The organism is Actinoplanes sp. ATCC 53533 (assembly GCF_003947245.1).
Genome location: NZ_QHHV01000239.1, coordinates 1 through 23,152, shown reverse-complemented (window position 1 = coordinate 23,152; position 23,152 = coordinate 1). Strand labels below are relative to the sequence as shown.

The following is a 23,152-nucleotide window of genomic DNA, read 5'->3' as shown; positions in this document are numbered from 1 at the left end:
GCCTTGACCGAAACCCCACCTCCCGAAACGTGCTCCCACCGCCGGGCCGGCTTTGTCAGGCGGCGATCACCCGCGCGGCGTGGAAGATATCGGCCGGTAGCGGGTGGTGCAGCCGCCATTGGATGCGCATGGGGCGATCGCCGGTGTGCGACACGTAGGTCATCGGGCCGGCATACAGGTAGGGCGGCACACCGAGGTCACCGTCCCGATCCCGCACTTCGCGGACGAAGAGATGCACCGTGGAGCCGCCCGCGGCGTGGTTGATGTACCGCTGGCCCGTGGTGGACGTCGACGAGGTGGTGCTCTGCGACTCCCACTGGAAGAGCATGTCGGTGATCGCGCGGTCCTGGTACATCGTGGTGGGCGAGTAGTGCTGCTCCGTCTTCGTCAGGGTGACGAAGAAGATGTCCGCATTCTCGTCGGGCAGCCATCTGACGCCTTCACGGATGTTCGACGGATCAGCGATGCCGAAGGCGGCACCGATCTCATCGCGGGAGTAGCGGGCATGGATGTGCAGCGGATTGGCGCCAGCAGCATCCATCGGGAAAGTGACCCGGTTGATCCTGGACTCGAGCACGTCGGCGATCTGGCGCAACTCGGTGCGCCGCTGCGGGAAGGCCGCCAAGCGCTGGGCGACGTCTTCGCGCGGGTTGCCCCAGAGCGACTGACTCAGCATGGCGCCGAGGCGCCCACCCACCGTTCGGCCGTCGGCGACCGCGCGCAGGGCTCGAAGTCGATCGGGATCATCGGTGTGCAGCATCCGGCCGATCGCCGCGCTGAGCGCTCGATCGTCGCCGGCCGAGGAGGCCGCCAGCCCCGCCTCTTCGCGCAGACCGGTCCACCCCCGACCAGGCTTCCGGCGGTAGAGGTCCTCGACCTCGAAGCCGGTTTCGGCCAGGAAGTCAGCCAGCGTGACGTCACTCAGCCGCCGAAGCTCGGCCACCAGATCCTTGCGCTGCAGCCGCAGAGCCGCCCGAATGTTGTCCAGCACGATCTTCTTGGCCACCCGATCGAGCTCGATGTGACACCCCGCCGGCAAAGTCGGGAAGTCGTGCTCCACATCGTGGGCCAGGGTGCGGCGCGTGGCGCCGGTCAGGGCCCGATAGCGGAGATCGAACCGGAACTCGCCGTGTTGACCGCCGATGAAGTCGAGAACGGTCAGGCAGGGCTTGTCGTCCGACAGCCTCAGCCCGCGCCCAAGCTGCTGCAGGAAAATGGTCGCGCTTTCGGTCGGGCGCAGCATCAGGATGGTGTCGACCGCGGGGAGGTCAACGCCTTCGTTGAAGAGGTCGACGGTGAAGAGCATCTTCAGGTCGCCGTGTTCGAGCCGGCGGACCGCCTCGCGTTGCTCGGAGCCGTCGACCCGGGAGTGCAGCGCGCGCGCCGGAATGCCCACGTTGTTGAAGCGCTCGGCCATGAAGTCTGCGTGCTTGATGCTGACGCAGAAGCCGATCCCGCGCATCCGGCTGACGTCGATGGTCTTGCGGACCGCGTCCACGACCAGCCGGGCTCGGGCGTCGTCGCCGGTGTAGACGTTCTCGAGATCGCCGATGTCGTAGCCTCGGCCACGTTTCCAGCGCAGGCCGGCGAGGTCTACCTCGTCGTGCACGCCGAAGTACTGAAAAGGGGAGAGGAGCTGGCGTTCCAGGGCCTCCCACAGCCGCAGCTCCACGGCCGTCCGGCCATTGAAGCGGTGCAGGATGTCCCGACCGTCGGCCCGCTCCGGAGTAGCGGTCAGGCCCAGGAGAATCTTGGGCTCGAGCTTGTCCAGCAGGCGCCGGTAGGTGGCGGCCTCGGCGTGGTGGAACTCGTCGACGATCACCATGTCGAAGCGGTCGGGAGCGAGATCCTCCACGATCTGGTGCAGGGATTGCACCGACGCGAAGACGTGTCGCCACTCCTTCGGGCGCTCGCCGCCCACGAAGAGCTCGCCGAACGTTCCGTCGCGAAGCACCTGTCGGAAGACCGCCCGGCTCTGCTGCAGGATGCGCTCCTGATGCGCGACGAACAGCAGCGAGTCGATGCCACTCTTGCGCAGTCGCCGATAGTCCAGCCCTGCGACGACGGTCTTGCCGGTGCCGGTAGCCATGACCACGAGGTTGTGGTGACGGCCGTGCACGAGGCGTTCGGCGTCGAGTCGCTCCAGGATCTCCTGCTGGTAGGGGTACGGGCGGACGTCGATGCTGGTGATGTCGATCGGTAGCTCGCCAGGCCTGGCGCCGGCCGCCCTGGTGAGCGCCGTGCTGAGCCGCTCGCGGTCAGCGGGGTGCCGCGGATCGTAGGGCTCGAAGGCGGGATCGTTCCAGTACTCCACGAAGGTGGCTCGGATGGTTTCGACCACTGCGTCCTGCTCGAGCTGCGACAAGCGGACGTTCCACTCCAGGCCGTCGACGAGCGCGCTCTTGGAGAGGTTGGAGGAGCCGACGTACGCGGTGCTGGCCCCGCTGTGCCGCTGAAACATCCAGGACTTTGCGTGCAGCCGGGTCGTGCGGGTCTCGTAGGAGATCCGGATCTCGGCGCCGAGCTCGGCGAGCTTGTCGAGCGCCCGCTGCTCGGTGGCGCCCATGTAGGTCGTCGTGATGATGCGCAGGCGCCCACCACGCGCGGTGAGCTGACGGATGGCCTCCTGCAGCACGCGCACGCCATGCCACTTGATGAAGGCACAGAGCAGCTGCACTTCGTCCGCGGAGGCCATCTCCTTGTTGACCTCGGCGCCGATCCGGGGCTGGCCGCGGCCGTTCGTGAGCAGGGCGCTGGCGGCGAGCGGAGTCTCCGGCCGCACCGGAAAGGTCACCTGGGCCGGCGCGGGCGGCCGCGGCACGATCGCGGTGAGCAGCTCCGCCGGGGTGCTCAGGAAGTCGTCGGGCTGGACCACCCGCGGCGCCGCCGCTGCCTTGATCGCCTCGGTGATGCGGTTGACGAGCTCGACCTGCGCGGTCAGGCGTGCGGCGCCCTGGCCGGGCACGGCCTTGAGCGCGCGTTCCGTGATCGCTGTGAGGTGGCGGCTCAATATCTGGTGGGAATCGGCCGAGTCGGGTGCGGCGCGATCGACCAGATCCCGGTCGATGGCGGCCAGCTTCAGCTCGATGCCGCGCGTGATGATGTGCTCGTACGCGCCCTCGGTAAGGTCCGTCACGCCGGCAACATAGCGTGGGAGTCCGACATCAGACCCGGTGCGGCCCGTCCGATAGCGTGACCTGCGTTGGCGTCCGACGCGGCTAAGGGGAACTCGTGGAGCTGTTGCACTCGGGGAAGGTTCGGGATGTCTACGCCGACGGCGATGACATCCTGCTGGTCGCTTCTGATCGGGTCTCGATCTACGACGTTGTGCTGCCCACCGCCATCCCCGACAAGGGGAAGATTCTCACCCAGCTCTCGCTGTGGTGGTTCGACCGGCTTTCGGACGTCGTGCCCAATCACATCATCTCCGCCACCGCCGTGCCCGCCGAGTGGGCCGGCCGGGCCGTTCGCTGCGAGCGGCTGGAGATGGTCATGGTCGAGTGCATCGCGCGCGGCTATCTGGCCGGGTCCGGGCTCAAGGAATATGAGAAGGACGGCGCCGTTTCCGGTGTCGGGCTGCCCGGCGGGTTGATCGAGGGTTCCCGGCTGCCCGAGCCGATCTTCACTCCCACCACCAAGGTGGCGCCGGGCGAGGGGCACGACGAGTTCATCACGTACGCCGACGTCGAGGCTTCGGTCGGGCCCGATGTCGCTGCCGAGCTGCGCCGGATCACGCTTGAGGTATATCGGCGGGGTTCCGAGATCGCCGCCGGCACGGGGATCATCATCGCCGACACCAAGATCGAGCTGGGGCTGTCCGGCGGGGCGTTGAAGCTTGGCGACGAGTTGCTCACGCCGGACTCGTCGCGGTTCTGGGCCGCCGACGAGTGGCAGCCCGGCGGCACCCAGCGGTATCTCGACAAGCAGTTCCTGCGGGACTGGTCCGCGTCGTTGACCGAGTGGGACCGGACGGCTCCCGGGCCGGAGATTCCCGACGAGGTCGTCGAGGCCACCCGGAACCGCTACGTCGAGGTCTACGAGCGGCTCACCGGCGACCGCTGGCGTTGATCGGCTGCCCACACCCGCTTCGTTGCGGGGTGGGCAGCCGATGGTGGGCTACCCGCGGGGCGGGAGCCGAAACGCGTCAGGCCCAGACGAGGGTGTTGTCGTGGGACAGCCGCGGCAGGCGCGGGAACCATGGGTTCTCGCCCGGGTGGCCGATGTTGACCACGAGCAGCGACTTGAAGCGCCCGTCCGGGAAGAACTCCTTGTCGATCGCTTCGCCGTCGAAGCCCGCCATCGGGCCGGCGACCAGGCCTTCCGCCCGTACCGCCAGCAGGAAGTAGCCGATCTGCAGGCCAGCGCTGAACCGGCCCATGCCGTCGCGCATCTCCGGGGCGTCCGCCAGGACGTCCTTCAGGGCGGGGTTGATCGGGAAGACCTCCGGCACGTACTCGTGGAAGTCGGTGTCGACGGCGAGGACGGCGGTGACCGGCGCGGCCGCGGTCTTGGCCCGGTTGCCCTCGGCCATGTGCGAGACCAGCCGACCCTTGGCCTCGGGTGTGCGCACATAGAGCACCCGCAGCGGCTGGATGTTGGCGGCCGTCGGCGGCCACTTGGCCAGTTCCCAGACCGCGGCCAGTTCCTCGTCGGTGACCGGGGTCCCCGCGAAGGCGTTGCCGGTGCGGGCCTCGGTGAAGAGCAATGCGCGACCGGCCTCGTCGAGGCGGGGGAGGCGGCTCAGCGTTGCTTCGGATTTCGTATTCACTTCTAAAAAGCTAGTGACTTCAGGTTGCAAAGTGCCACTGAAGTGAGCTTCGAGACAGCGGGAATATCTAGCGGGGCAGGTGTTCCTGCGCCCACCGGGAGATCTGCTCAAGCGCGGGCGTCAGCGCGTGGCCCCGCTCGGTCAGCGCGTATGTCACGGTCACCGGCGGCCCGGCCGCCACCGTGCGGGTGATCAGCCCGGCCTCGGTCAGGGAGACCAGCCGGTTGGAGAGCACCGAGTCGCTGATCCCCTCGATGCTGCGGGACACCTCGCGGAATCCCGCCGGGCCTGCCGCCAGGCAGCCGAGCACCGCGGCGTTCCAGCGCTTGCCGAGGAACTGGAAGGCGCGCCCCAGCGCCGCGTCGCTGCGGGCGCACTGCTCCGGGTTGACCGGTGCGTGCGCCTCCGCCGTGTTCACCTGCCAAAAATAGCACCGCCCGGCCAGGCCACCGGCCGCCCGAAACGACCCGTCAAGCGCCGGCCGACCCGGCCGACCGTGGGGTCGAGGCGCTCGGCGGCAACGGATCCAGCCCGCCCAACACCGCGGGTTCGAGGCGCTCGGCAGCCACGGATCCAGCCCGCCCTGCGCCGTGGGGGTCGAGGCGCTCGGCGGCCACGGATCCAGCCTGCCCTACAGGGTCGCGGCGAACTGTCGCAGCAGCGTCAGCATGTGGGCGACGGTGGGCGTCGGCCGGCGGGCAGTGGCGGCGAAGATCCGGCGTACCGACGCGTCGTCCGGGTGCAGTCGGAGCAGGACCAGGTCGGCCGGGGTGGCCCGGACCGCGAGGGCGGGCACGAGCGCGACCCCGAGGCCGGCCGCGACGCAGCCCAGCTTGCCCGTCCACTCGGCCGCCACGATGTCGATCTTCGGGCGGAACCCGCTGGGCAGGGCGGCTCGCAGCAGGGTCTCCTCGGCGGTCGCGGAGCCGGCGATGAAGGGGTCGCCGGCGAGGTCCGCGAGCCGCACGGTGCGCCGGCCGGCCAGGCGGTGTCCGGGTGCGACGGCGACCAGCAGGTGCTCGTCGAGCAGGTGGTGCAGGTCGAAGCGGGTGGCGTCCAGGGGGCGGTCCGGCGGGGCGCTGACCACGGCCAGGTCCGCCTCGCCCGCGGCGAGCCGCTCCAGGAGGCCGGGAGTCAGGCCTTCCACCAGGGACAGTTCGGTTTTCGGGTACGCCGTACGGAACGCGGCCAGGGCCCGGGGCACCAGCGCGGCCACCGCCGTGGGGAAGGCGCCGACCCGCAGCCGGCCGCCGCCGATGTGGCGCAGCGAGTCGAGATCACCCTGTGCCGTGCTGAGCCGTTCCAGCATCGCCTCCGCATGCGGCAGCAGCGCGTGACCCTGCTCGGTCAACTCCACGCCGCGTGCCAGCCGGTTGAAGAGGTCGGCGTGAAGATCCCTTTCCAGCACGGCGATCTGCCGCGAGACGGCCGACTGGGTGTAGCCGAGCGAGCGAGCGGCCCGGGTGAACGACTTGGCGCGGGCGACCGCCACGAACACTTCGAGGCTCTGAGTCTGCACCCATGGATGCTAGATCCGCATGGCTGGGATGCGGAACATTCGCTGGTGGCATGGCTTGCCCCTGCCTAACGTCTTCGGCATGGCAAAGATCGCTGTTCTCGGCACCGGGCGGATGGGCGCGGCCATCGCGCGCCGGCTGCTCGGCACCGGTCACCACGTGACCGTCTGGAACCGTACGGCCGGCAAGACGGCGCCGCTGGTGGCGGCAGGTGCGCGCGCCGCGCCGACGCCGACCGTCCCCGAGGCCGAGGTGGTCATCACGATGCTCACCGACGCCACGGCCGTCCGCGAAGTGGTGGAAGCGGCGGCGTTGCGGCCCGGCAGCATCCTCGTCGAGATGTCGACCATCGGGCCGGTCGCCGTGCGGGAATTGCGGCTGCCCGAGGGAGTCGGCTTGGTGGACGCACCCGTGCTCGGCAGTGTCGCCGCCGCCGAGTCGGGTCGGCTGACCGTGCTGGCGAGCGGTGAGGTGGACCGGGCACTGCCCATCCTGGAGTCGCTGGGCACCGTTCGGCGGTGCGGCGGCCCGGGCGGCGGGGCTGCGCTGAAGCTGGTCGCCAACACCGCGCTGGTCACCGGGCTCGCCGCGCTGGCCGATACGGTCGCGGTTGCCCGCGCGCTCGGGGTGGATGTCGACATAGCACTGTCGGTCGTGGCAAATGGCGCACTCGGAGGTGCGGTCACCCGGGCAACCGCGGCCCGCGCGGCCTTCCCGATCGCCCTGGCTGCCAAGGATCTCAAGCTGGTTTTGGACCTTGTTGCTCCGCCCGTGGTCCGGGCGGCTGCCGCGGTGTTGCGGGAGGCGCCCGACCAGGCTGCCGACCTCGGCACGATCATCGAGGCGGCGAAGCCGTGAAGGTGATGCTGGACAACCCGGACTCGGTGGCCGCGCCGTTCGGCGACAGATTCGCTCACGTGGCCCGGCTCGACGTCGGGGGCGGCGCGCTGCTCATGCTCTCGGGGCAGGTCGCGGTCGACGATGACGGGGCGGTGGTCGCGCCGGGGGACATCACGGCGCAGGCGGAGCGGATCTTCGAGATCGTCGGGGGCGTGCTGGCCGCGCACGGTGCGGGATTCGGCGACGTGCTGCACGTACGGACGTTTCTGACCGATCTCGCGCAACTGGCCGGCTATGCCGGTGTCCGGCGGAAGGTCTTCCCGGGCAGGCCCCCGGCGAGCACGACGATCGAGGTCAACCGGCTCTTCCTGCCCGGTGCCGTGCTGGAGGTCGAGATCACCGCGGCGGTGGCGGACCGGTAGGGGCTTCAGTGGACCAGCGGCTCGGCTTCCCGGGACTTCGGCCAGGCGGCCTTGCTGCCGCAGCCCTCGCAGCTCAGCTGGTCGCCGCAGTGTGTGCACCAGTCATTGGTGCGACGGAGATACCAGCCCAGGGCGACCCCGGCCAGCAGGCTGGCCAGCCCTATCACTGCTGCGAGGGCGATGGCTCCGGTCACGAGGCCAGGCCGCCCATGGCGGCCGCGCCGCCGCTGCTGAGCCGCGGTCGCCGCATCATCAGCGGTCCGCCGCTGCGGCGGTCGAGCGCCGGGTCCACCTCCGCGCGTGGGGTCACGTGGGAGGCGGTGAACGTGTCGACGCCTGTCCCCCGGTGTGCTCCCGGGCGGTATGTCACGGTGACTGCGCGCGGGGAGGCGGCCTCGATCACGCCGGCCCGCCAGCCGTCGCGGTAGACCCAGACCGGGTCGGCCTTGTGATAGCTGTCGGCCGGCGCGACGTCCGCCGGGTCTCGCTGGGGTGGGGCTATGGACGGGGTCGACATTCGAGAGCCTCCTGTTTCCGGGACTCGGTCGTCGGGCGGACACCGGGGGCGGCTTGTTCCGGAAGCTGACACCGTGATGGCCCGGATGAACCCACGAAGGGGTCAAACTTTTCAGCACGCTGTGTCAGCAGCCAAGCAACCGCCTGTCAGATATCATGCTCGGGATCAAGTGCGTCCGCAAGGCCGTCTGCACGTGCATTTGACACGTGCGCGCCGGCGAGGTGGCCGATCGATCGGTTTCCTGCCGGACGATCTCACCCTTAGGATGCTGTGGGACCCGGGAGTGCAACTTGCATATCCGGGGGAAACGACCGAGGGAGTCCGGTGAGCGCGGCTACGCAGGAGGAGGCGCCCAACAGCGGCCCCACCGTGCTGCGCATCCTGCTCGGCACCCAGCTGAGGCGGCTGCGCGAGGGTAAGGGCATCAGCCGGGAGGCCGCGGGTTACGAGATCCGTGCCTCAGGATCGAAGATCAGCCGGATGGAGCTCGGCCGCGTCAGCTTCAAGGAGCGCGACGTCGCCGACCTGCTCAGTATGTACGGCGTCAGCAACTCCGCCGAGCGGGAGGCGCTGCTGGGTCTGGCCCGGCAGGCCAACAGCCCGGGCTGGTGGCACCACTTCGGAGACATCCTGCCGCCCTGGTTCCAGTCCTATCTGGGGCTGGAGGCCGCGGCCACGCTGATCCGGACGTACGAGATCCAGTTCGTGCCCGGCCTGCTGCAGACGCCCGAATACGCCAGGGCCGTCATCCTGCTCGGCCACGCCGGCGCGACCGCCGATGAGATCGACCGCCGGGTCGAGCTGCGCCGGCAGCGCCAGCAGGTCCTGAACCGCATCGAGCCGCCGCATCTGTGGGCCGTGATCGACGAGGCGGTGCTGCGCCGGCCGATCGGCGGCGCCGACGTCATGCGGGCCCAGATCGAGGCGCTGATCCAGGCCGCGAAGAAGCCCAACATCCGGCTGCAGATCATCCCGTTCAACGCCGGCGGCCATGCCGCGGCGGGTGGGCCGTTCGCCATCCTGCGGTTCCCGGAGCCGGAGCTGCCCGACGTGGTCTACGTCGAGCAGCTCACGAGCGCCATCTACCTGGAAAAGCGTGACGACGTCGACCACTATGCGATCGCGATGGAACGCGTCTGCATCGATGCCGAGCCGCCGAACCACACCCAGGAAATCCTCGGCAAGCTGCTCCACGAGGTAGGCAAGCTCACCTGACCCGCTGGGTCGTGGCGTCCTCACTCAGTGTCGATCACCCGCCGGGGTGAATCAGCGAAGCAGGTTGTCGAAGTCCCCGTCGCGGACCCCGCCCAGGAACGCCGCGATCTCGGCGGGCGTGTAGATCAAGGCGGCACCCTCCGGGTCGCGTGAGTTCCGCATGGCGACGCTGCCGTCCGGGAGTGCGGCGCACTCGACGCAGTTGCCGCTGGGATTGCTCCGGCCACTCTTCTGCCAGGTCACACCCTCAAGCTGCCCGGCGGGCATGCCGTTAACAATGCGCGTCATTACTTGCTCCCTAACGGTTGACCGGTCCGGGGACCGGCTCTGTGTGTCACGCTGGCTACCTGCTGTGCAGATGCACGTGCATTTGGCCTTGCGTTCTCACATGATTGTGAGCATGATAACGCACGAGCCCCACTGAAAGTGGGTCACGGAGGGTGACATCTTTGAGTGACGGGTTGGTCGCGGAAAGGCTCCTGCGACCCTCGACGCGAGGCTCCCTGGCGGGGGCGTCCGAGCGGGAGGAAACGAGCATGACGGTCCCGAACGCCGGCCCGCAGCAACCAGACCGCCCCGACGCCGAGGGCGCGGACGCCAGGCGGGGAAACCCGGCTGTCATCTACCGGGACGAGCCGCTGCACGGAGGCATGGAAGCTGCCTCCACCCGAGCTACCGCTGTGTCCCACCGATTCGGCGGGGTTCGCCACCCGCTGTGCCGCTCTGACAGGTTTCCCCAGGCCGAGCAACACCCAAACGACGGCGGTGATCCCCACGCGAGTCACTGAGCACGTCCGCTGCGCGCGCAGGCGGCGCACCGGGTCGGCGCCCGGCCGCAAGGTCTGGGCGTTGGCCGCCCCGATCATCCGGAGCGGACGCATCCAGCTGAGCGTGCCGCGCTGGCCGGTGCACGTCTTCGCGGAGGCGGACTATTGCTATGGCATCGGCCCGCTTACGCTGCGTGTCGACCGGGTCGAATGGGCCAAGCCGATCCCCTACGAGGGTGACACCTGGCTCGAGGTGGAAGGCACGGTGATCGACAAGACCGGCCGGGAGGGATCACGCCGCCAGGTGCTGGTCCGGGCCGGCCGGCTGCCGCACCCGCCGTCGAGGAAGCGGCCGCGCTTGCGGCCCTGAAAACTTCACACTATGGAGCGACGCCGCCAGGCGTCGCTCCGAACGCGCGTCTCAGGACGCGCCGCCTGGCTCCGGCCGGGCGGTCCGGTTCCCCCGTGCCGGATCGCCCGGCCGGTTCACGGTTGCGCCTCATGATCAAGATCTAATCCCGGTCGTGGCAGCCAGCCGTCATGGTTTTCGCGCTACGCCCGCCCAGTAGTACGCCGCTTCCGGGTCCTCCACCGGCTCGTCCGGGTGCCAGGCCGAGACCGGGACCAGGCCGGGCTCCAGCATCTCCCAGTCGCCGAAGAAGCGGCGCACCTCGTCGCGGGTGCGGGCCACCAGGGTCATGCCCGCGCCGGTCGCCGCCGCCACCGCCGCGTTCACCTCGGCCGGGTTGAAGTCCGCCGTCGGGTGGGTGATCGCCAGGACGCTGCCCGAGGGCATGGCGTCGCGCAGCTCGGCCACCAGCCCCCACGGGTCTTCCGCGTCCGAGAGCAGCATCAGGATCGCGATCAGTGTCAGGCCGACCGGCCGCGTCGGGTCCAGTGTCTCCAGCAGGATCTGATCCGTCAGGATCGAGCTGGGCTTGCGGAGGTCCGCGGAGATGTATTCGCTGCGGCCCTCGTCGGTGCTGACCATCAGGGCTCGGGCGTGGACCAGCACAATCGAGTCGTTGTCCACATAGACGACCCGGGTCTCCGGTGCGATCCGCTGGGCGACCTCGTGCAGGTTGGGCCGGGTCGGTATGCCGGTGCCGATGTCCAGGAACTGCCGGATGCCCTCCTTGGCGACCAGGTCCCGGGCCGCGCGGTGGACGAACTTGCGGTTTTCGCCGGCCATGTAGCGCATCCCGGGGATGGCCTTCATCATCGCCTCGCCGACCGCCCGGTCGACCGCGAAGTTGTCCTTGCCGCCCAGCCAGTAGTCGTAGATGCGGGCCGAGTGCGGCACGTTGACGTTCACGCCCGGCGGCGCGATATCGATCGATGCCGACGCGTTGTTGCCCTGCATCACGACCGCCTCCTACTTCGGGCCACCCCTGGCCGGTCAAGTCCTCCGGGATGAGCCTAGCGTCAGAAGATGATCAAATTTAGCCTTGTCGCTCGATCGAAAACTACGCAGCGCAGTCGACTTCAGGCCGCAGATGCGCTGTCGCGGTAGGACCGGTGCCGCGCGTCCTGCGGGGCGGTTGAGACGACCCGGTCGCGTCCTGCGTGCTTGGCGACGTACAAATGTCTGTCTGCTGTGGACAGCAGGCTGGCCTGGGTGGGTGTCGGCGCGTCCCGGAGCCCGGCCACGCCGATGCTCACAGTGACGGGCACCCCTCTGGTCAACTCCGCCCAGTCGTAGTAGCTGATCGCCCGGCGGATGCCCTCCAGCTGGGCGGTCGCCTCGGGCACGTCCGTGTCGGGCAGGACCATCAGGAACTCCTCGCCACCCATTCGGGCGACGAAGCCGTCCGGTGAGACCGCGGCCAGTTCCGTCTCCAGCAGCTTCGCGACCAGCACCAGCACCTGGTCGCCCACGTCGTGCGACAACTGGTCGTTGACCCGCTTGAAGTGGTCCAGATCCACGATCGCGACGGTCAGCGGATAGCCGGCGCCGATCAGGTCCGGCAATTCCTCGTCCAGGAAGCGCCGGTTGCGCAGCCCGGTCAGCGGGTCCCGGCGGGCCTGCTCGCGGAACCGCTCGGCCTCCTGCCGGGCCTCGGTCGTCTCGAACATCGCCTGCCGGGTGCGGGCCTGTGCCTCCCGCTGCGACGAGTGCAACGCGTTGTGGGCGGCAAAGAAGACCTTGTGTACGGCGAAAGCCTCCGCGAACTCACCCCGGGCGGCGTGCAGCTCGGCCTGTTCCTGATGCACCCGGACCAGCACGTCGCCGAGGCCGCGGTCGAGGCAGAACGCCCGGGACGAGTCCAAGGTTCGCTGGGCCCGGTCCGTGGCGCCCAGTCCGCGCAGCGCCCGTGTCATGGTCAACAGGTACTCGGCCATGGAGTCGGCGTTCTCCAGGACACCCGCGGTGCGGCGCTCGAGGCAGCGCTCCATGGTGGCCACGGCCTCGGCGAACTGGCCGCGGGCGATCTGGATGGAGCCGATCGTGTCGAGGTCGGTCGGGTCCAGCTCGACGCCGTGCTGCTCGGCGGTCTTCCGGAGTCGGTCGGCGACCGCGGCCGCCCGCTCATGGGTGCCGCTCGCGTATTCGGTGTAGGCGTAGTTGTTGAGCATGCCGATGAGCTGGCGGGTCTGACCCAGCTTGACGGCCAGCTCCTCGGCCTGGGCGTAGCGCTGCCGGGCCGCGTCCATCGAGCCGGCCAGGCCGAGCGCGTCGGCCAGCTTGGCCCGGTGCCACACCTGCATGTGCGGGCTGGCGTGCTCGTCGAGCAGCTCCACCGCGAGCACGGAGTGTTCCAGGGACTGGGCGGCGTCGCCCAGGTGCCGGTGGATGTTGGCCCAGACCAGGTGGGTGCGGGCCAGCAGGATGTTGTCGGCGTGGTCGGTGGCCCACTGGTGGATCTTCCAGATCGGCCGGGCCGCCGCCGCGACCTCGCCCTTGCGCATCAGCATGTTGGCCTGGCAGAGCCGGGCGCGGAACACCAGCCGCTCGTCGCCGAGGGCGAGGGCCAGCTCCTCGACCTCGCGGGCGGTGGTGAGGGAGAGGTCGGCGTCCCAGAGGTACTCGTCCTCGATCTCGGTCAGGACGGCCGACAACCGCTCGGCATCGTTCTCGAGTTCGTTCATCAGGCTCACCCCTCTCCCGTCACCGCGAATCATCGACACCACCGGGCCCGGCTGAAGTGAAATAACGAAAACCTTCCACCTGTACGGGAACATTGCGCTGTGTCCCCAAATGCTAGCCGTGCGTGAGTACCGGATCCCAGCGTCTCAGACGTGATCCACCTCGCCACGACCGCGGGTCACCGGCCATGTACGTCGTACAGTTATCGAATGGCCAAGCGGAACGAGGCGACCCGGGGACGACTGAGCCGGGAAGCGATCATCGTCAGTGCCGCCGCCCTGGCCGATGCCGAAGGGCTCGACGCGGTCACCATCCGCCGGCTGGCGCAGGAGCACGGTGTCACGCCGATGGCCATGTACTGGCACTTCAACGACAAGGACAGCCTGCTCGACGGCCTCGCCGAGCATCTGATCGAGGCGGTGAAGCTGCCCGAGCCGAGCGCCGCGCCCTGGGACGAGCAGCTGCGCGACATCCTGGTCGCGTTCCTGGCGGCGATCCGCCCGCACCCCGCGATGGCCGGCCTCGCGCTGCGGCGCATCCTGGCCGCCGAGTCCGGGCTGCGGATCGCCGAGCGGGTCCTCGCCCTGCTCCGCCAGGCCGGTTTCGCGGCCGGCCGGGCGGCGGAGGTCGGCACCTTCCTGATCTGCTCGGTCATCACGCTGGTCGGCGCCGACCCCGGACCGTGGCCGCGGCGGGCCGGCGCCGAGCGCGAGCAGGCCCTGCGCGACAAGCGGGCCCGGCTCGAGTCCCTGCCGCCGGAGACCTACCCGAACGTCATCGCCGCCGCGCCCGCGCTGGTGGTCTGCCGCGACGAGGACGACTACTTCGCCCTCAACCTGGACCTGCTGGTCCAGGGCGTGCGCGGCCTCCGCCGCGACTGACTCGCAGCGTTCTTCATCACACCGATCGGCCTCCGGTATCGCTTGACGCACCTATACGGCGTACATCTACGGTGTACATGTACGCCGCATAGGGCGGCGCTCGGTGGAGGTGGAACCGGTGCAACGCAACCCGTGGTCGACCCTGGCCGTACTCGCGGTGGCCCAGTTCATGGTCGTGCTCGACGTGACGATCGTGAACGTGGCGCTGCCGAACATCCAGCAGGACCTGGGCTTCTCCGCGTCCGGGCTGCAGTGGGTAGTCAGCGCGTACACCCTGCTCTTCGGGGGTTTTCTGCTCCTCGGCGGCCGGGCCGCCGACCTGATCGGCCGCCGCCGGCTCTTCATCGTGGGGCTGGTGCTGTTCGGCGTGACCTCATTGATCGCGGGCCTGGCGCAGACGCCGGAGCAGCTCGTCGTGATGCGGGCGATCCAGGGCCTCGGCGGCGCGCTGCTGTCGCCGGCCGCGTTCGCGATCCTCACGGTGACGTTCAAGCAGGGCCGCGACCGCAACATCGCGATGGGTGTCTGGGGCGGCCTGGCCGGCCTCGGCGGCACCCTCGGCGTGATCGCCGGCGGCCTGCTGGTCGACTCGCTGAGCTGGCGCTGGGTCTTCCTGGTCAACGTGCCGATCGCGGTGGCCCTGGCCGCGATCGTCCCGCTCTTCGTCGGTGAATCGAAGATCACCACCACCGGTACGCGCACCTTCGACGTCGCGGGCGCCCTGCTCAGCACGGCCGGCCTGCTGGCGATCGTGCTCGGGGTCATCCGCGCCGAGCCGCTGGGCTGGTCGTCTCCGCAGGTGATCGGGCTGCTGGCGGGCGGCTTGGCGCTGCTGGCGGCGTTCGTCCGGGTGGAGTCCCGGTCGGCGGCCCCGCTGGTGCCGCTGAGCCTGTTCCGCTCGCGGGGCCTGACCACGTCGATCCTGGCGCTGGCCCTCAACGGCGCGGCGTTCCTCGCGATGTTCTTCCTCACCGCGATCTTCCTGCAGCAGGTCCGCGGCCTGACGGCCCTGGAGACCGGCCTGCAGTTCCTGCCGATGGGCATCGCGGCGATCGCCAGCGCGGTGGTCGCCTCCCAGCTCGTGACCCGTTTCGGCACCAAGCCGGTGCAGCTCGGCGGCGCGGCCCTCAGCGTGCTGGGCCTGCTGCTGCTCTCCGGCGCGGACGCCACCGGCTCATACGCCCTGACGATCATGCCCGGGCTGGTGCTGTTCGGCATCGGCATCATCGCGGTGGGCACCCCGGCCTCGATCGCGGCCGTCTCGGACGTCTCGCACGACCAGGCCGGAGCGGCCTCCGGCGTGGTCAACGCGGGCTACCAGGTCGGCGGCGCGCTGGGCCTGGCGGCGATCACCACGCTGGCGACGACGCACGTCGAGGGCCTGCTGACCGGCGGGGCGGGCCAGCAGGAAGCGCTGGTCGGCGGCTTCGAGCGCGGCCTGCTCATCGCGGCGCTCTTCGCGGCGGCGAACATCGTGACGGCGCTCGGCGCGCCGCGGCTGCGCCCGACATCGGACCAGCTGGCCGAGGCCGCGGTGGCTGCCTGACCCCGAAACCGGTACCGGCTGGAGCGCAGGCTCCGGCAGCTCACACGCGAGCTGCTCGGCAAGGGGTCAGACGGTGATCCTCGAATACGGCTTCTGAGGACGCGACGCGCGCGAGGGGAGGCGGGCCTTCGCCCGGGAGATCGGGGTGCCGGTCGAGCTGCGGGGAGCCTGGTGCACGCGGCGCCGAGAGTGGGGGCTCTCGACGCCGCGCGATCGGTGGAGGGTTCGGCGAACCCCTCCGGGTACGGGCCCGGTCAGCCCCTGAAGGTGGCGAAGATCTTGCTGAACTCGAACGGTGCCTGTGCCACGTTCGTGCACTGGAACAGCGCGCCGGTGCAGGCGTTGCGGTCGCGGTTCGTCTCCCAGAAGGTCGCCCCGGCCGGGATCGAGGCGTTGTAGCCGCGGTCCTTGGCGGTCGACGCCGCGACCGCCGCGACGGCGCCTCCGCCTACGGCGAGTAATGCCGTTGCCACGTAAATCGATAGGCGGAGGCGGTTGCGTGTCATGGATGACTCCGATCGCGGGGGTGCCGACGGCGTTGATCCTGACCCTGGGTGCATTAAGGAAAGAGGGGAATATCCTTAAATCTCTCTGAAGCGCCCTGCCTGGCCGGGGTATCCGTCTCACGGAGGGTAAGAGGTCGGTAGGCCCCGACCGTCCCCTTTCCAGGGCGGGCTACCGTTCGCGATGGTCACCCAGAGCACTTGAGGAGGCAGTGGATGCGCAAGACGATGGTGGACGTGCCGACCGAGGACGGCATCGCCGACGCGTACCTCGCGGTGCCGGAGGGCGACGGCCCGTTCCCGGGCGTGCTTTTCTTCATGGATGCCTTCGGCCTGCGGCCGCGCATCCATGAGATGGCCGAGCGGATCGCCGAGCGCGGTTACGCCGTGCTGGCGCCCAACCTGCTCTACCGCGGTGGCCGCGCACCCCTCGCCGACCTGAAGGGACTGACCGACCCGGCGGAACGCGGCCGGATCTTCGACCGGATCAGGCCGCTGATCCAGGCGCTGGACACCGCCGCGATCACCCGGGACACCCGGGCGTATCTCGACTTCCTGGCCGCACAGGACGGTGTCTCGGCCGGGCCGGATGCGGTCGTCGGCTACTGCATGGGTGGCACAAACGGGCTCAAGGCGATCGCGGCCTACCCGGACCGGATCGTCGCGCTGGCCAGCTTCCACGGCGCCCGGCTCGCCACCGACGAGCCGGACAGCCCGCACCTGAGGATCGGGGAGATCAAGGGCGAGGTGTACTTCGCCCACGCGGACCGGGACCCCTCGATGCCGCAGGAGCAGATCGACCGGCTGGAGGCCGCCCTGGACGCGGCGGACGTGCCGTTCCGGTCGGAGATCTATCCCGGCGCCGACCACGGCTTCACCATGGCCGACACCGCTGCCTTCTCGGCCGAGGCCGAGCGGCGGCACTGGGAGAAGCTCTTCGAACTGCTCGACCACGCGCTGCCCACCCCGGCACGCTGACCGGAGTGGGTCAGTCGTCCAGCAGGCCCGGGAAATAGCGGCGCAGCGCCGCCACGTCGTACACCTGCCGGATCTCGCTGACCAGGCCGTCGGTGACCGTGACGAACTCGGCGACCCGGACGGTCCCGAACGGGGCCGCGCAGTCGTAGAGCAGGGCCGCCCGGTCGTCGACGCAGGTCGTGGCGGCGATGGTGACCGAGTCGGCGAACGCCGCGATCCGGTCCAGGGTCTGCACCAGTTCCTCGTCGTCGACCGGCACGTCGAGGTTCCACTCGATCTCGGCGTCGCCGGCGATGACCCGGCGGGCCGCCCGCGGATCGCAGTTGATCCAGGACTGGGCGTAGAAGGCGACGACTTCCGCCGTACCCGGCATCAGCCGGCCAGCATCGAGTCAGGGCTGACGAAGGTGTAGCCCTGCGCCTTGATGCCCGTGACCATGTCCTTGAGGTGATCCGTGCCGAGGTACGGGTGGTAGAAGAAGCTGGCCACACCGTCGCGGACGACCAAGTTGCGGGCGGCCGAGGCGAGCAGGTCGGCGGGCAGCCGGGCCGGATGGTTGTTGAACGACTCCGGTTCGACGTTGCCGATGTTCTCCGGGATGACCACCGAGCCGTAGACGTCGCGGACGGTGTACGGGAAGAACTGTCCGAACTGGCGGGTGTAGTCGACCTTCGCGCCGGTGAGCACGCCCGGGAAGTACAGGCCACGGTCGTAGCGCCTGCCCATGGCCGAGTTGACCGCCTGGTAGTCCACCGCGCTGCCGGCGTAGTGCGGGAACTCGAAGATGCTCGGCGCGCCCAGGCCGGCCAGCGCGAAGGTCAGGCCCGCCGCGGAGATCCGGCTCGCCGCCCAGGCGGTGGAGTCACCGGGGACCGGGCCGTCGTAGATGACGCTGTTGTTCGCGTCGACGTGCGCCAGGTAGAACTCGAAGTCGTTGGCACTCTCCCCGTCGTACGGGTTCGCGACGGTGTCGAACTGGTGGGTGTAGCCGTGCATGATCAGGGTGCCGCCGCGCTGCTGCATGTACTTCAGCGCCGCCACCACCTTCGGCCTCTGCGCCAGGGTGAAGTCCTGGGCCTTGCCGTTGTTCTGCACGCCCTTCGGGTCGCGGTAGCGCGGGATGACGGCGACGCTGAACGGCACCTTCTGCGCGTATAGATAGTCGGCGACCGCGCGGAGCTCGGCGGGGTCGGCGTCGGGGCTGACGTCCTCGATGCGGACCAGCGCGCGGTGCCGCTCGCGCGAGACGCCGGTGTTACCGAGCGAGTCGAAGAGCAGGTCGGCGAAGGCCAGGTAGCGGTCGTCGTGACTGACGTACGCGTACGGGATCTCGCCCACGTAGGTGAGGTTTCCCGACTGCACGGCCCACGGGAAGCTGGAGCCGTCGGGGCGCACCGCCGTGGCCAGGACCTTGACCTTGGCGGGGTCGGTGATGGACAGATTCATGATCCCGGACCGGTCGGTGGTGTCGCGGGTGAGCTTGCGGCCCTTGTAGCCGACCTCGGCCACCGCGGCGAAATCGAACGTGCCGCTGGTGAAGCCGCGGCTGGCGGCGAAGTCCGGAGTCCGCGCGGCGAGCTGCCAGATGTTGTCGAAGACCCAGGTCACCGGCTTGGTGGTGGCGCTGACGTCGGCCAGGAAGGCGGCCGGCAGCGGCTCGTCGTAGGTCGAGCCGAGGTAGATCAGCGCGGTGTGGGCGGACAGGTCGCCGGCCTTGTAGTTCGCCACCGGAGCGGCGGTCCAGGAGCCGAAGTGTGAGCTCAGGTTCGCCGTCTGGGTCGCGTAGACCTCGCCCAGCCAGCCGTAGTCGCCGGTGGTGTCGTAGAGGATCAGCGTCTTCGCGGTGCCGCCGCCGGGCGCGGCCTTGCCGGACTTCGCGGCGATCAACGCGGTGGCCCGGGCGGCGGCGTCGGCGTTGGCGACCCCGACACCGAGGACGGCCGTCGCGGTGGCGGCGGCACCGGCGCCGAGCAGGGTGCGGCGGGAGATCTTGGAGGTGCACATCAGTTGGACGCTCCGAACGTGGCGGCGGTGGCGGGGGTGAAACCGGCGGGCATGGGCGACGGCGCCACGGCGAGGCCGAGCAGGGCGGCGGTGGCCTGGGCGGTGCGGGCGGCGGCGAGGCCGTCGCCGTAGGGGTTGCCGCCGGCGGTCATCGCGTCGCGGCGGACCTTGCTGTCGAGCAGCGCCGCCGCCTCCTCGACGATCAGGTCGGTGTCGGAGCCGACCAGCCGGGCGCAGCCGGCGTGCAGCGACTCGACCCGCTCGGTGACGTCGCGCAGCACCAGCGCCGGCACGCCGAACGACGGTGCCTCCTCCTGGATGCCGCCGGAGTCGGTGAGCACGAGGTAGGCCTCGGAGAGCAGCCTGGACAGGTCGGGGTAGGGCAGCGGGTCGGTGACCGTGACCCGCTCGATGCCGCCGAGCCCGGCCTCGACCTGGGCCCGGACGGCCGGGTTGGGGTGGCTGGGCAGGATCACGTCGATGTCCGCGTACCGCTCGACGAGCCGGCGGACCGCGGCCAGGATGCGGTCCAGCGGCGCGCCCCACGACTCCCGCCGGTGTGCCGTCACGACGATCAGCCGGCGCCCGGCGGCGTTCGCCCGTGCCGCGGCGACCCGCGGGTTCTCGAACGGCAGCCGGCGGCCGGCCACGGCCAGCGTCGCGTCCACCACGGTGTTGCCGGTGATCAGGACGTCCGCGGTGGCGATGTTCTCGTCGAGCAGGTTCATCGCGGCCAGCGGGGTCGGCGCCAGGTGCAGCGCCGCGACCTGCGCGACCAGGCGGCGGTTGGCCTCCTCGGGGAACGGCGAGTCGAGGTCGCCGGAGCGCAGCCCGGCCTCGAGGTGCACGACCGGGATGCGGCGCCAGAACGCGGCCAGCGCCCCGGCGAGGCTGGTGGTGGTGTCGCCCTGCACGAGCACGGCGGCGGGGGTCCGCTCGGCCCACAGCGCGTCGAGCTGCCGGATCATCTCGGTGAGCAGTTCGGCCTGGCTGCCGGTGCCGCGCTCGACCCGCAGCGTGACGTCCGGGGCGAGGTCGAAGGCGGCGAGCGCCTGGGTCACCATCGCCGGGTGCTGGCCGCTGGCGACCAGCACCGGGGCGACCAGGCCGGCGGCGCGCATGGCCAGGGCGACGGGAGCGAGCTTGACGGCCTCGGGGCGGGTGCCGCCGATCAGGTGGACTTCGGGGAGCGACATGTGGGGGGAGCCTTCCTCGGAGCAGGGGGAGAACCTTCAGGCGGCGAGTGCTACTTGCCGGGGTTGGGGCAGCGGCTCCTCGGCGAGCCGTTCGGTCTTGGCCCAGGCCTGCCGGCCGGCGGCCTGGCGGCCGATGGCGCGGTAGGTGGCGACCAGCCCGAGGAGCAGGAAGACCGGGTACGCGGCCGCGGCCGTCAGCAGCCGGGGCAGGGTCTCGTCGCGCAGCCGGCGGCGGTGCACCAGCGCCCAGACGAGGCCGGGGAAGAGCGTGACCGCGAGCCACATCCCGGCGCTGCCGACGAGTGCCGACCAGGTGTGCAGGTACGGCACCGGGTGGCCGGCCAGCAGGCCCACCGTGGCCACGGCGGCGGCGCCGATCAGGACGGCGGTGACCACCGCGTTGATCCACGGGGAGATCAGGTAGTGCATGACTTCGAGCAGCGAGGTGGTGCTGATCCGCTTGGTGGACATCAGCCGGTGCAGGTACCGGACGCACTGGATGTTGCCCTGCGCCCAGCGGGTGCGCTGCCGGGTGAGCCGGCGCAGGTCGACCACGGCCTGCTGGGTGACCGAGGCCCGGGCGGTGTAGCGGATGCCGACCCCGTCGAGGTGCAGCCGCAGCCCGAGCTCCAGGTCCTCGACCAGACAGGCGGACCAGGGCGCGTCGCCCAGGGCCAGCAGCGCGGACAGCCGGGTGAACTGGCCGTTGCCGCCGAGGCCGACGGTGTCGATCGTGTCGCGCAGGCTCTGGCAGGCGTTGACGATGGCGCCGAACTCCAGGTCCTGCACCGCCCCGAGCAGCTTGTCGCGGTTGCGGATGCGGACCTGCACCTGGACGGCGCCGATCCGGGTGTCGCGCATCATCCGGGACACCTCGAGCAGGATGTTGCGGCTGCCCTGGCCGTCGCCGTCGATGATGCCGATGACGACCTTGTCTCCGGCGACGCCGGCCTCGGCGGTGCGCTCGGCGATGTAGCGGTACGCGGCGTTGAGCGCCTCGCCCTTGCCCTTGCGGGCCTCGGGCAGGTCGCGTCGCAGCACCTGCAGCCGCGGGTGGTCGATGGCGGCGAGGACCTCGGGGGTGCGGTCGTCGGAGCCGTCGTCCACCACGAGCACCCGGGCCAGCGTGCCGCCGGGGCCGCTGAGGCCGAGGGCGGCGCGGACGGTGTTGCCGACGACGACCTCTTCGTTCAGCGCCGGCACGATGATCCAGAAGTGCTGCGGGGTGCCGTCGCCGTGTTCCAGGGCGGCGCTGACGGCGGCGGTGCGGTGCGATGCGACGTACCGGACCGCGAAGCTCACCAGGGCCAGCGTCGAGACGGGCCAGGCCAGCATGATCGCGTACCCGGCGACCACCAGGAACCAGCTGTCGGCTGCCGTCATCGCTCGCCTCCCTTCGTCACCGCCCGTGTTGGCGACCACCGTTCCGGGGCCGCGCTCTTGGACGTAATGGGACATTAGGACGCTACTCAGCGTGATTCAAGGGCGGCGACCGGACCGCCTCGCTGATCTGACCTTTCGGCCTATGACAGACATCCCAGGCATGGCAAATCGCCTTGAAAGCCACGAAAAGCCGCGTCACCCCGCGTGAGGACATCCGGCGCCAAAGCGGGGCGACCGGTGCGTGAGAGCGAGGAGAATGTCACTCAGGGTGGTGACAGGCGTTTCGGCGATCCGGTCACTCTGCGCTCGGCGTCGTCGGTCTTCCGACTGAAGAGATGACGCAATGTGTTGACGGCCCCTGCCATCATCGATATCACCGCAGGGGCGACAGACCGCGGTCGGCACACGGGGAAACGGGGCGGATGCATGGGTGGGTTCTTCGAGGCTGCGCTCAGCTTCCCCGCCGTCATCTTCACCCCTCTCCTGGTCGTCGTCATCGGCTACTGGCTCGTGGTGATCGTCGGCGGCGCCGACCCCGATGGCGACGGCGGCGACACCGAGGGCGGCTTCCTCGGTTTCCTCGGTTTCGGCGGAGTGCCCGCCTCGGTCGTGCTCTCCCTGCTCGTCGCAGTCGCCTGGTTCGCCGCGCTGGCCGGCGGTGAGTTGCTCGGCGCGATCCCGGCAGGGCTGGTGCTGGCCGGCGCGATCGGGGTGGCGTGGGTGATCGCCCGGCTGGCCGTGCTGCTGCTGCGGCGGTTTCTGCCGGCCGGCGCGGAGCCGTCGCGTGCCGACTTCGTCGGGATGACCTGCATCGTGCGCACCGGCCGGGTCACCGCCACCTTCGGCCAGGCGGAGGTGCACTCACCCGACGGGTCGTCGGCGTTGGTGCAGGTCCGCCAGGCCGGTCAGGACGATCTGCGGGCCGGCACGGTCGCCGTGCTCTATGACTTCGACGTGGACGGCGAGTTCTTCTGGATCGTCCCCACCGACGTGGCAACGCGCCCCGAGTAGCGCGACCGCCAGTTCCACACCCCCACCAGTTCCACTCCCGGCAGTTCAGCCCCTCGGCAAGAAGGATCAATGATGGATGTGATTTCCACCGGGCTCGGTGTGCTCATCGCCGTCGTGCTGCTCATCGTGCTCGGCGTCGTCTTCTTCCTCAGCCGCATGTTCCGCAAGGTGGAGCAGGGCAAGGCGCTCATCGTCTCGAAGGTGCGCCGGGTCGACGTCACCTTCACCGGTGCTGTCGTGCTCCCCGTGCTGCACAAGGCCGAGACGATGGACATCTCGGTGAAGACCATCGAGATCTCCCGGACCGGCCGGGAGGGCCTGATCTGCCAGGACAACATCCGGGCGGACATCCGCATCACGTTCTTCGTGCGGGTCAACAAGACCACCGAGGACGTCATCAAGGTGGCCCAGGCGATCGGCACCACCCGGGCCAGCAGCGAGACGACGCTGCAGGAGCTGTTCAGCGCCAAGTTCTCCGAGGCGCTCAAGACGGTCGGCAAGCAGCTCGACTTCGTC

24 protein-coding genes are annotated in these 23,152 nt (G+C 70.1%); 10 read left to right on the top strand and 14 right to left on the bottom strand.

The window, feature by feature from the left end; all coding sequences use genetic code 11:
• Positions 1-55: 55 nt before the first annotated feature.
• A complete protein-coding gene (locus DMB66_RS50960; RefSeq protein ID WP_125811315.1) occupies positions 56-3,136 on the bottom strand; it encodes a DUF3427 domain-containing protein in 3,081 nt (1,026 codons plus the stop codon).
• Positions 3,137-3,231: 95 nt separating this feature from the next.
• Here DMB66_RS50960 and DMB66_RS50955 point away from each other — a divergent pair, with 95 nt between their 5' ends.
• Positions 3,232-4,068 (top strand): phosphoribosylaminoimidazolesuccinocarboxamide synthase, encoded by an 837-nt coding sequence (locus DMB66_RS50955; RefSeq protein ID WP_125811314.1) that lies wholly within the window; start codon positions 3,232-3,234, stop codon positions 4,066-4,068.
• A gap of 76 nt (positions 4,069-4,144) precedes the next feature.
• Here DMB66_RS50955 and DMB66_RS50950 read toward each other — a convergent pair whose 3' ends face one another.
• The 3 genes from DMB66_RS50950 to DMB66_RS50940 form a co-directional block, all read right to left on the bottom strand.
• Positions 4,145-4,768 (bottom strand): malonic semialdehyde reductase, encoded by a 624-nt coding sequence (locus tag DMB66_RS50950; protein ID WP_125811313.1) that lies wholly within the window; start codon positions 4,766-4,768, stop codon positions 4,145-4,147.
• Between the two features lie 67 nt (positions 4,769-4,835).
• Positions 4,836-5,186 carry a helix-turn-helix domain-containing protein gene (locus DMB66_RS50945; protein WP_125811312.1) on the bottom strand — a complete coding sequence of 117 codons (351 nt, stop codon included), beginning with the start codon at positions 5,184-5,186 and terminating at the stop codon, positions 4,836-4,838.
• Between the two features lie 213 nt (positions 5,187-5,399).
• A complete protein-coding gene (locus DMB66_RS50940) occupies positions 5,400-6,287 on the bottom strand; it encodes a LysR family transcriptional regulator (RefSeq protein WP_125811311.1) in 888 nt (295 codons plus the stop codon).
• Between the two features lie 79 nt (positions 6,288-6,366).
• Between DMB66_RS50940 and DMB66_RS50935 the strand changes: the two genes are divergently transcribed.
• Positions 6,367-7,143 carry an NAD(P)-dependent oxidoreductase gene (locus tag DMB66_RS50935; protein WP_158647631.1) on the top strand — a complete coding sequence of 259 codons (777 nt, stop codon included), beginning with the start codon at positions 6,367-6,369 and terminating at the stop codon, positions 7,141-7,143.
• A 5-nt stretch (positions 7,144-7,148) separates the two neighbouring features.
• Positions 7,149-7,547 (top strand): RidA family protein, encoded by a 399-nt coding sequence (locus tag DMB66_RS50930; RefSeq protein WP_125811318.1) that lies wholly within the window; start codon positions 7,149-7,151, stop codon positions 7,545-7,547.
• 5 nt (positions 7,548-7,552) lie between these two features.
• On the opposite strand, the gene DMB66_RS50925 is transcribed toward DMB66_RS50930, so the two are convergent.
• Together DMB66_RS50925 and DMB66_RS50920 are read right to left on the bottom strand one after the other, a co-directional pair.
• Positions 7,553-7,741: a hypothetical protein gene (locus DMB66_RS50925; RefSeq protein ID WP_125811310.1), complete on the bottom strand. Its 189-nt coding sequence runs from the start codon at positions 7,739-7,741 to the stop codon at positions 7,553-7,555.
• A complete protein-coding gene (locus DMB66_RS50920; protein ID WP_125811309.1) occupies positions 7,738-8,064 on the bottom strand; it encodes a hypothetical protein in 327 nt (108 codons plus the stop codon). Before DMB66_RS50920 ends, DMB66_RS50925 begins: the two co-directional genes overlap by 4 nt.
• A gap of 324 nt (positions 8,065-8,388) precedes the next feature.
• Between DMB66_RS50920 and DMB66_RS50915 the strand changes: the two genes are divergently transcribed.
• A complete protein-coding gene (locus DMB66_RS50915; protein WP_125811308.1) occupies positions 8,389-9,279 on the top strand; it encodes a helix-turn-helix transcriptional regulator in 891 nt (296 codons plus the stop codon).
• A gap of 51 nt (positions 9,280-9,330) precedes the next feature.
• Here the strand turns inward: DMB66_RS50915 and DMB66_RS50910 are convergent, their stop codons facing one another.
• A complete protein-coding gene (locus DMB66_RS50910) occupies positions 9,331-9,567 on the bottom strand; it encodes a DUF397 domain-containing protein (RefSeq protein ID WP_125811307.1) in 237 nt (78 codons plus the stop codon).
• Positions 9,568-10,128: 561 nt separating this feature from the next.
• Between DMB66_RS50910 and DMB66_RS50905 the strand changes: the two genes are divergently transcribed.
• Complete coding sequence (locus DMB66_RS50905; RefSeq protein WP_125811317.1) at positions 10,129-10,416, top strand: hypothetical protein; 288 nt, start codon at positions 10,129-10,131, stop codon at positions 10,414-10,416.
• 168 nt (positions 10,417-10,584) lie between these two features.
• On the opposite strand, the gene DMB66_RS50900 is transcribed toward DMB66_RS50905, so the two are convergent.
• On the bottom strand, positions 10,585-11,409 hold the full coding sequence (locus DMB66_RS50900) for an SAM-dependent methyltransferase (RefSeq protein WP_125811316.1): 825 nt from the start codon (positions 11,407-11,409) through the stop codon (positions 10,585-10,587).
• Positions 11,410-11,531: 122 nt separating this feature from the next.
• Positions 11,532-13,136, bottom strand: a complete 1,605-nt coding sequence (locus DMB66_RS50895) for a diguanylate cyclase (RefSeq protein WP_125811306.1) — start codon at positions 13,134-13,136, stop codon at positions 11,532-11,534.
• A gap of 207 nt (positions 13,137-13,343) precedes the next feature.
• Between DMB66_RS50895 and DMB66_RS50890 the strand changes: the two genes are divergently transcribed.
• A complete protein-coding gene (locus tag DMB66_RS50890; protein ID WP_125811305.1) occupies positions 13,344-14,015 on the top strand; it encodes a TetR/AcrR family transcriptional regulator C-terminal domain-containing protein in 672 nt (223 codons plus the stop codon).
• Between the two features lie 118 nt (positions 14,016-14,133).
• Complete coding sequence (locus DMB66_RS50885) at positions 14,134-15,561, top strand: MFS transporter (RefSeq protein ID WP_125811304.1); 1,428 nt, start codon at positions 14,134-14,136, stop codon at positions 15,559-15,561.
• A gap of 254 nt (positions 15,562-15,815) precedes the next feature.
• Here DMB66_RS50885 and DMB66_RS64830 read toward each other — a convergent pair whose 3' ends face one another.
• Positions 15,816-16,034 (bottom strand): hypothetical protein, encoded by a 219-nt coding sequence (locus DMB66_RS64830; RefSeq protein WP_233625425.1) that lies wholly within the window; start codon positions 16,032-16,034, stop codon positions 15,816-15,818.
• Positions 16,035-16,280: 246 nt separating this feature from the next.
• Here DMB66_RS64830 and DMB66_RS50875 point away from each other — a divergent pair, with 246 nt between their 5' ends.
• Positions 16,281-17,042: a dienelactone hydrolase family protein gene (locus DMB66_RS50875; RefSeq protein WP_125811303.1), complete on the top strand. Its 762-nt coding sequence runs from the start codon at positions 16,281-16,283 to the stop codon at positions 17,040-17,042.
• A gap of 10 nt (positions 17,043-17,052) precedes the next feature.
• Here DMB66_RS50875 and DMB66_RS50870 read toward each other — a convergent pair whose 3' ends face one another.
• Genes DMB66_RS50870 through DMB66_RS50855 form a run of 4 tightly spaced genes read right to left on the bottom strand, consistent with a single transcriptional unit; the run spans position 17,053 to position 21,625 of the window.
• Positions 17,053-17,415, bottom strand: a complete 363-nt coding sequence (locus DMB66_RS50870) for a hypothetical protein (RefSeq protein WP_125811302.1) — start codon at positions 17,413-17,415, stop codon at positions 17,053-17,055.
• Positions 17,415-19,046 (bottom strand): DUF2334 domain-containing protein, encoded by a 1,632-nt coding sequence (locus DMB66_RS50865; protein ID WP_125811301.1) that lies wholly within the window; start codon positions 19,044-19,046, stop codon positions 17,415-17,417. Before DMB66_RS50865 ends, DMB66_RS50870 begins: the two co-directional genes overlap by 1 nt.
• A complete protein-coding gene (gene wecB, locus DMB66_RS50860) occupies positions 19,046-20,242 on the bottom strand; it encodes a non-hydrolyzing UDP-N-acetylglucosamine 2-epimerase (RefSeq protein WP_125811300.1) in 1,197 nt (398 codons plus the stop codon). The genes DMB66_RS50865 and wecB overlap by 1 nt, the downstream gene beginning before the upstream one ends.
• A gap of 36 nt (positions 20,243-20,278) precedes the next feature.
• On the bottom strand, positions 20,279-21,625 hold the full coding sequence (locus DMB66_RS50855; RefSeq protein ID WP_125811299.1) for a glycosyltransferase: 1,347 nt from the start codon (positions 21,623-21,625) through the stop codon (positions 20,279-20,281).
• Positions 21,626-22,051: 426 nt separating this feature from the next.
• Here DMB66_RS50855 and DMB66_RS50850 point away from each other — a divergent pair, with 426 nt between their 5' ends.
• Together DMB66_RS50850 and DMB66_RS50845 are read left to right on the top strand one after the other, a co-directional pair.
• Positions 22,052-22,636 (top strand): DUF1449 family protein, encoded by a 585-nt coding sequence (locus tag DMB66_RS50850; RefSeq protein ID WP_125811298.1) that lies wholly within the window; start codon positions 22,052-22,054, stop codon positions 22,634-22,636.
• Between the two features lie 72 nt (positions 22,637-22,708).
• Positions 22,709-23,152: SPFH domain-containing protein (locus tag DMB66_RS50845; protein WP_255441469.1), on the top strand; the 444-nt coding region annotated here is incomplete at its 3' end.

Bases quoted from the DNA above. Each gene is read 5' to 3' on its own strand.
- DMB66_RS50935 (WP_158647631.1), top strand. From the start codon at position 6,367: ATGGCAAAGATCGCTGTTCTCGGCACCGGGCGGATGGGCGCGGCCATC.
- DMB66_RS50930 (WP_125811318.1), top strand. From the start codon at position 7,149: ATGCTGGACAACCCGGACTCGGTGGCCGCGCCGTTCGGCGACAGATTC.
- DMB66_RS50920 (WP_125811309.1), bottom strand. From the start codon at position 8,064: ATGTCGACCCCGTCCATAGCCCCACCCCAGCGAGACCCGGCGGACGTC.
- DMB66_RS50910 (WP_125811307.1), bottom strand. From the start codon at position 9,567: ATGACGCGCATTGTTAACGGCATGCCCGCCGGGCAGCTTGAGGGTGTG.
- DMB66_RS50900 (WP_125811316.1), bottom strand. From the start codon at position 11,409: ATGCAGGGCAACAACGCGTCGGCATCGATCGATATCGCGCCGCCGGGC.
- DMB66_RS50895 (WP_125811306.1), bottom strand. From the start codon at position 13,136: ATGAACGAACTCGAGAACGATGCCGAGCGGTTGTCGGCCGTCCTGACC.
- DMB66_RS50890 (WP_125811305.1), top strand. From the start codon at position 13,344: ATGGCCAAGCGGAACGAGGCGACCCGGGGACGACTGAGCCGGGAAGCG.
- DMB66_RS50875 (WP_125811303.1), top strand. From the start codon at position 16,281: ATGCGCAAGACGATGGTGGACGTGCCGACCGAGGACGGCATCGCCGAC.
- DMB66_RS50870 (WP_125811302.1), bottom strand. From the start codon at position 17,415: ATGCCGGGTACGGCGGAAGTCGTCGCCTTCTACGCCCAGTCCTGGATC.
- DMB66_RS50865 (WP_125811301.1), bottom strand. From the start codon at position 19,046: ATGTGCACCTCCAAGATCTCCCGCCGCACCCTGCTCGGCGCCGGTGCC.
- wecB (WP_125811300.1), bottom strand. From the start codon at position 20,242: ATGTCGCTCCCCGAAGTCCACCTGATCGGCGGCACCCGCCCCGAGGCC.
- DMB66_RS50855 (WP_125811299.1), bottom strand. From the start codon at position 21,625: ATGACGGCAGCCGACAGCTGGTTCCTGGTGGTCGCCGGGTACGCGATC.
- DMB66_RS50850 (WP_125811298.1), top strand. From the start codon at position 22,052: ATGGGTGGGTTCTTCGAGGCTGCGCTCAGCTTCCCCGCCGTCATCTTC.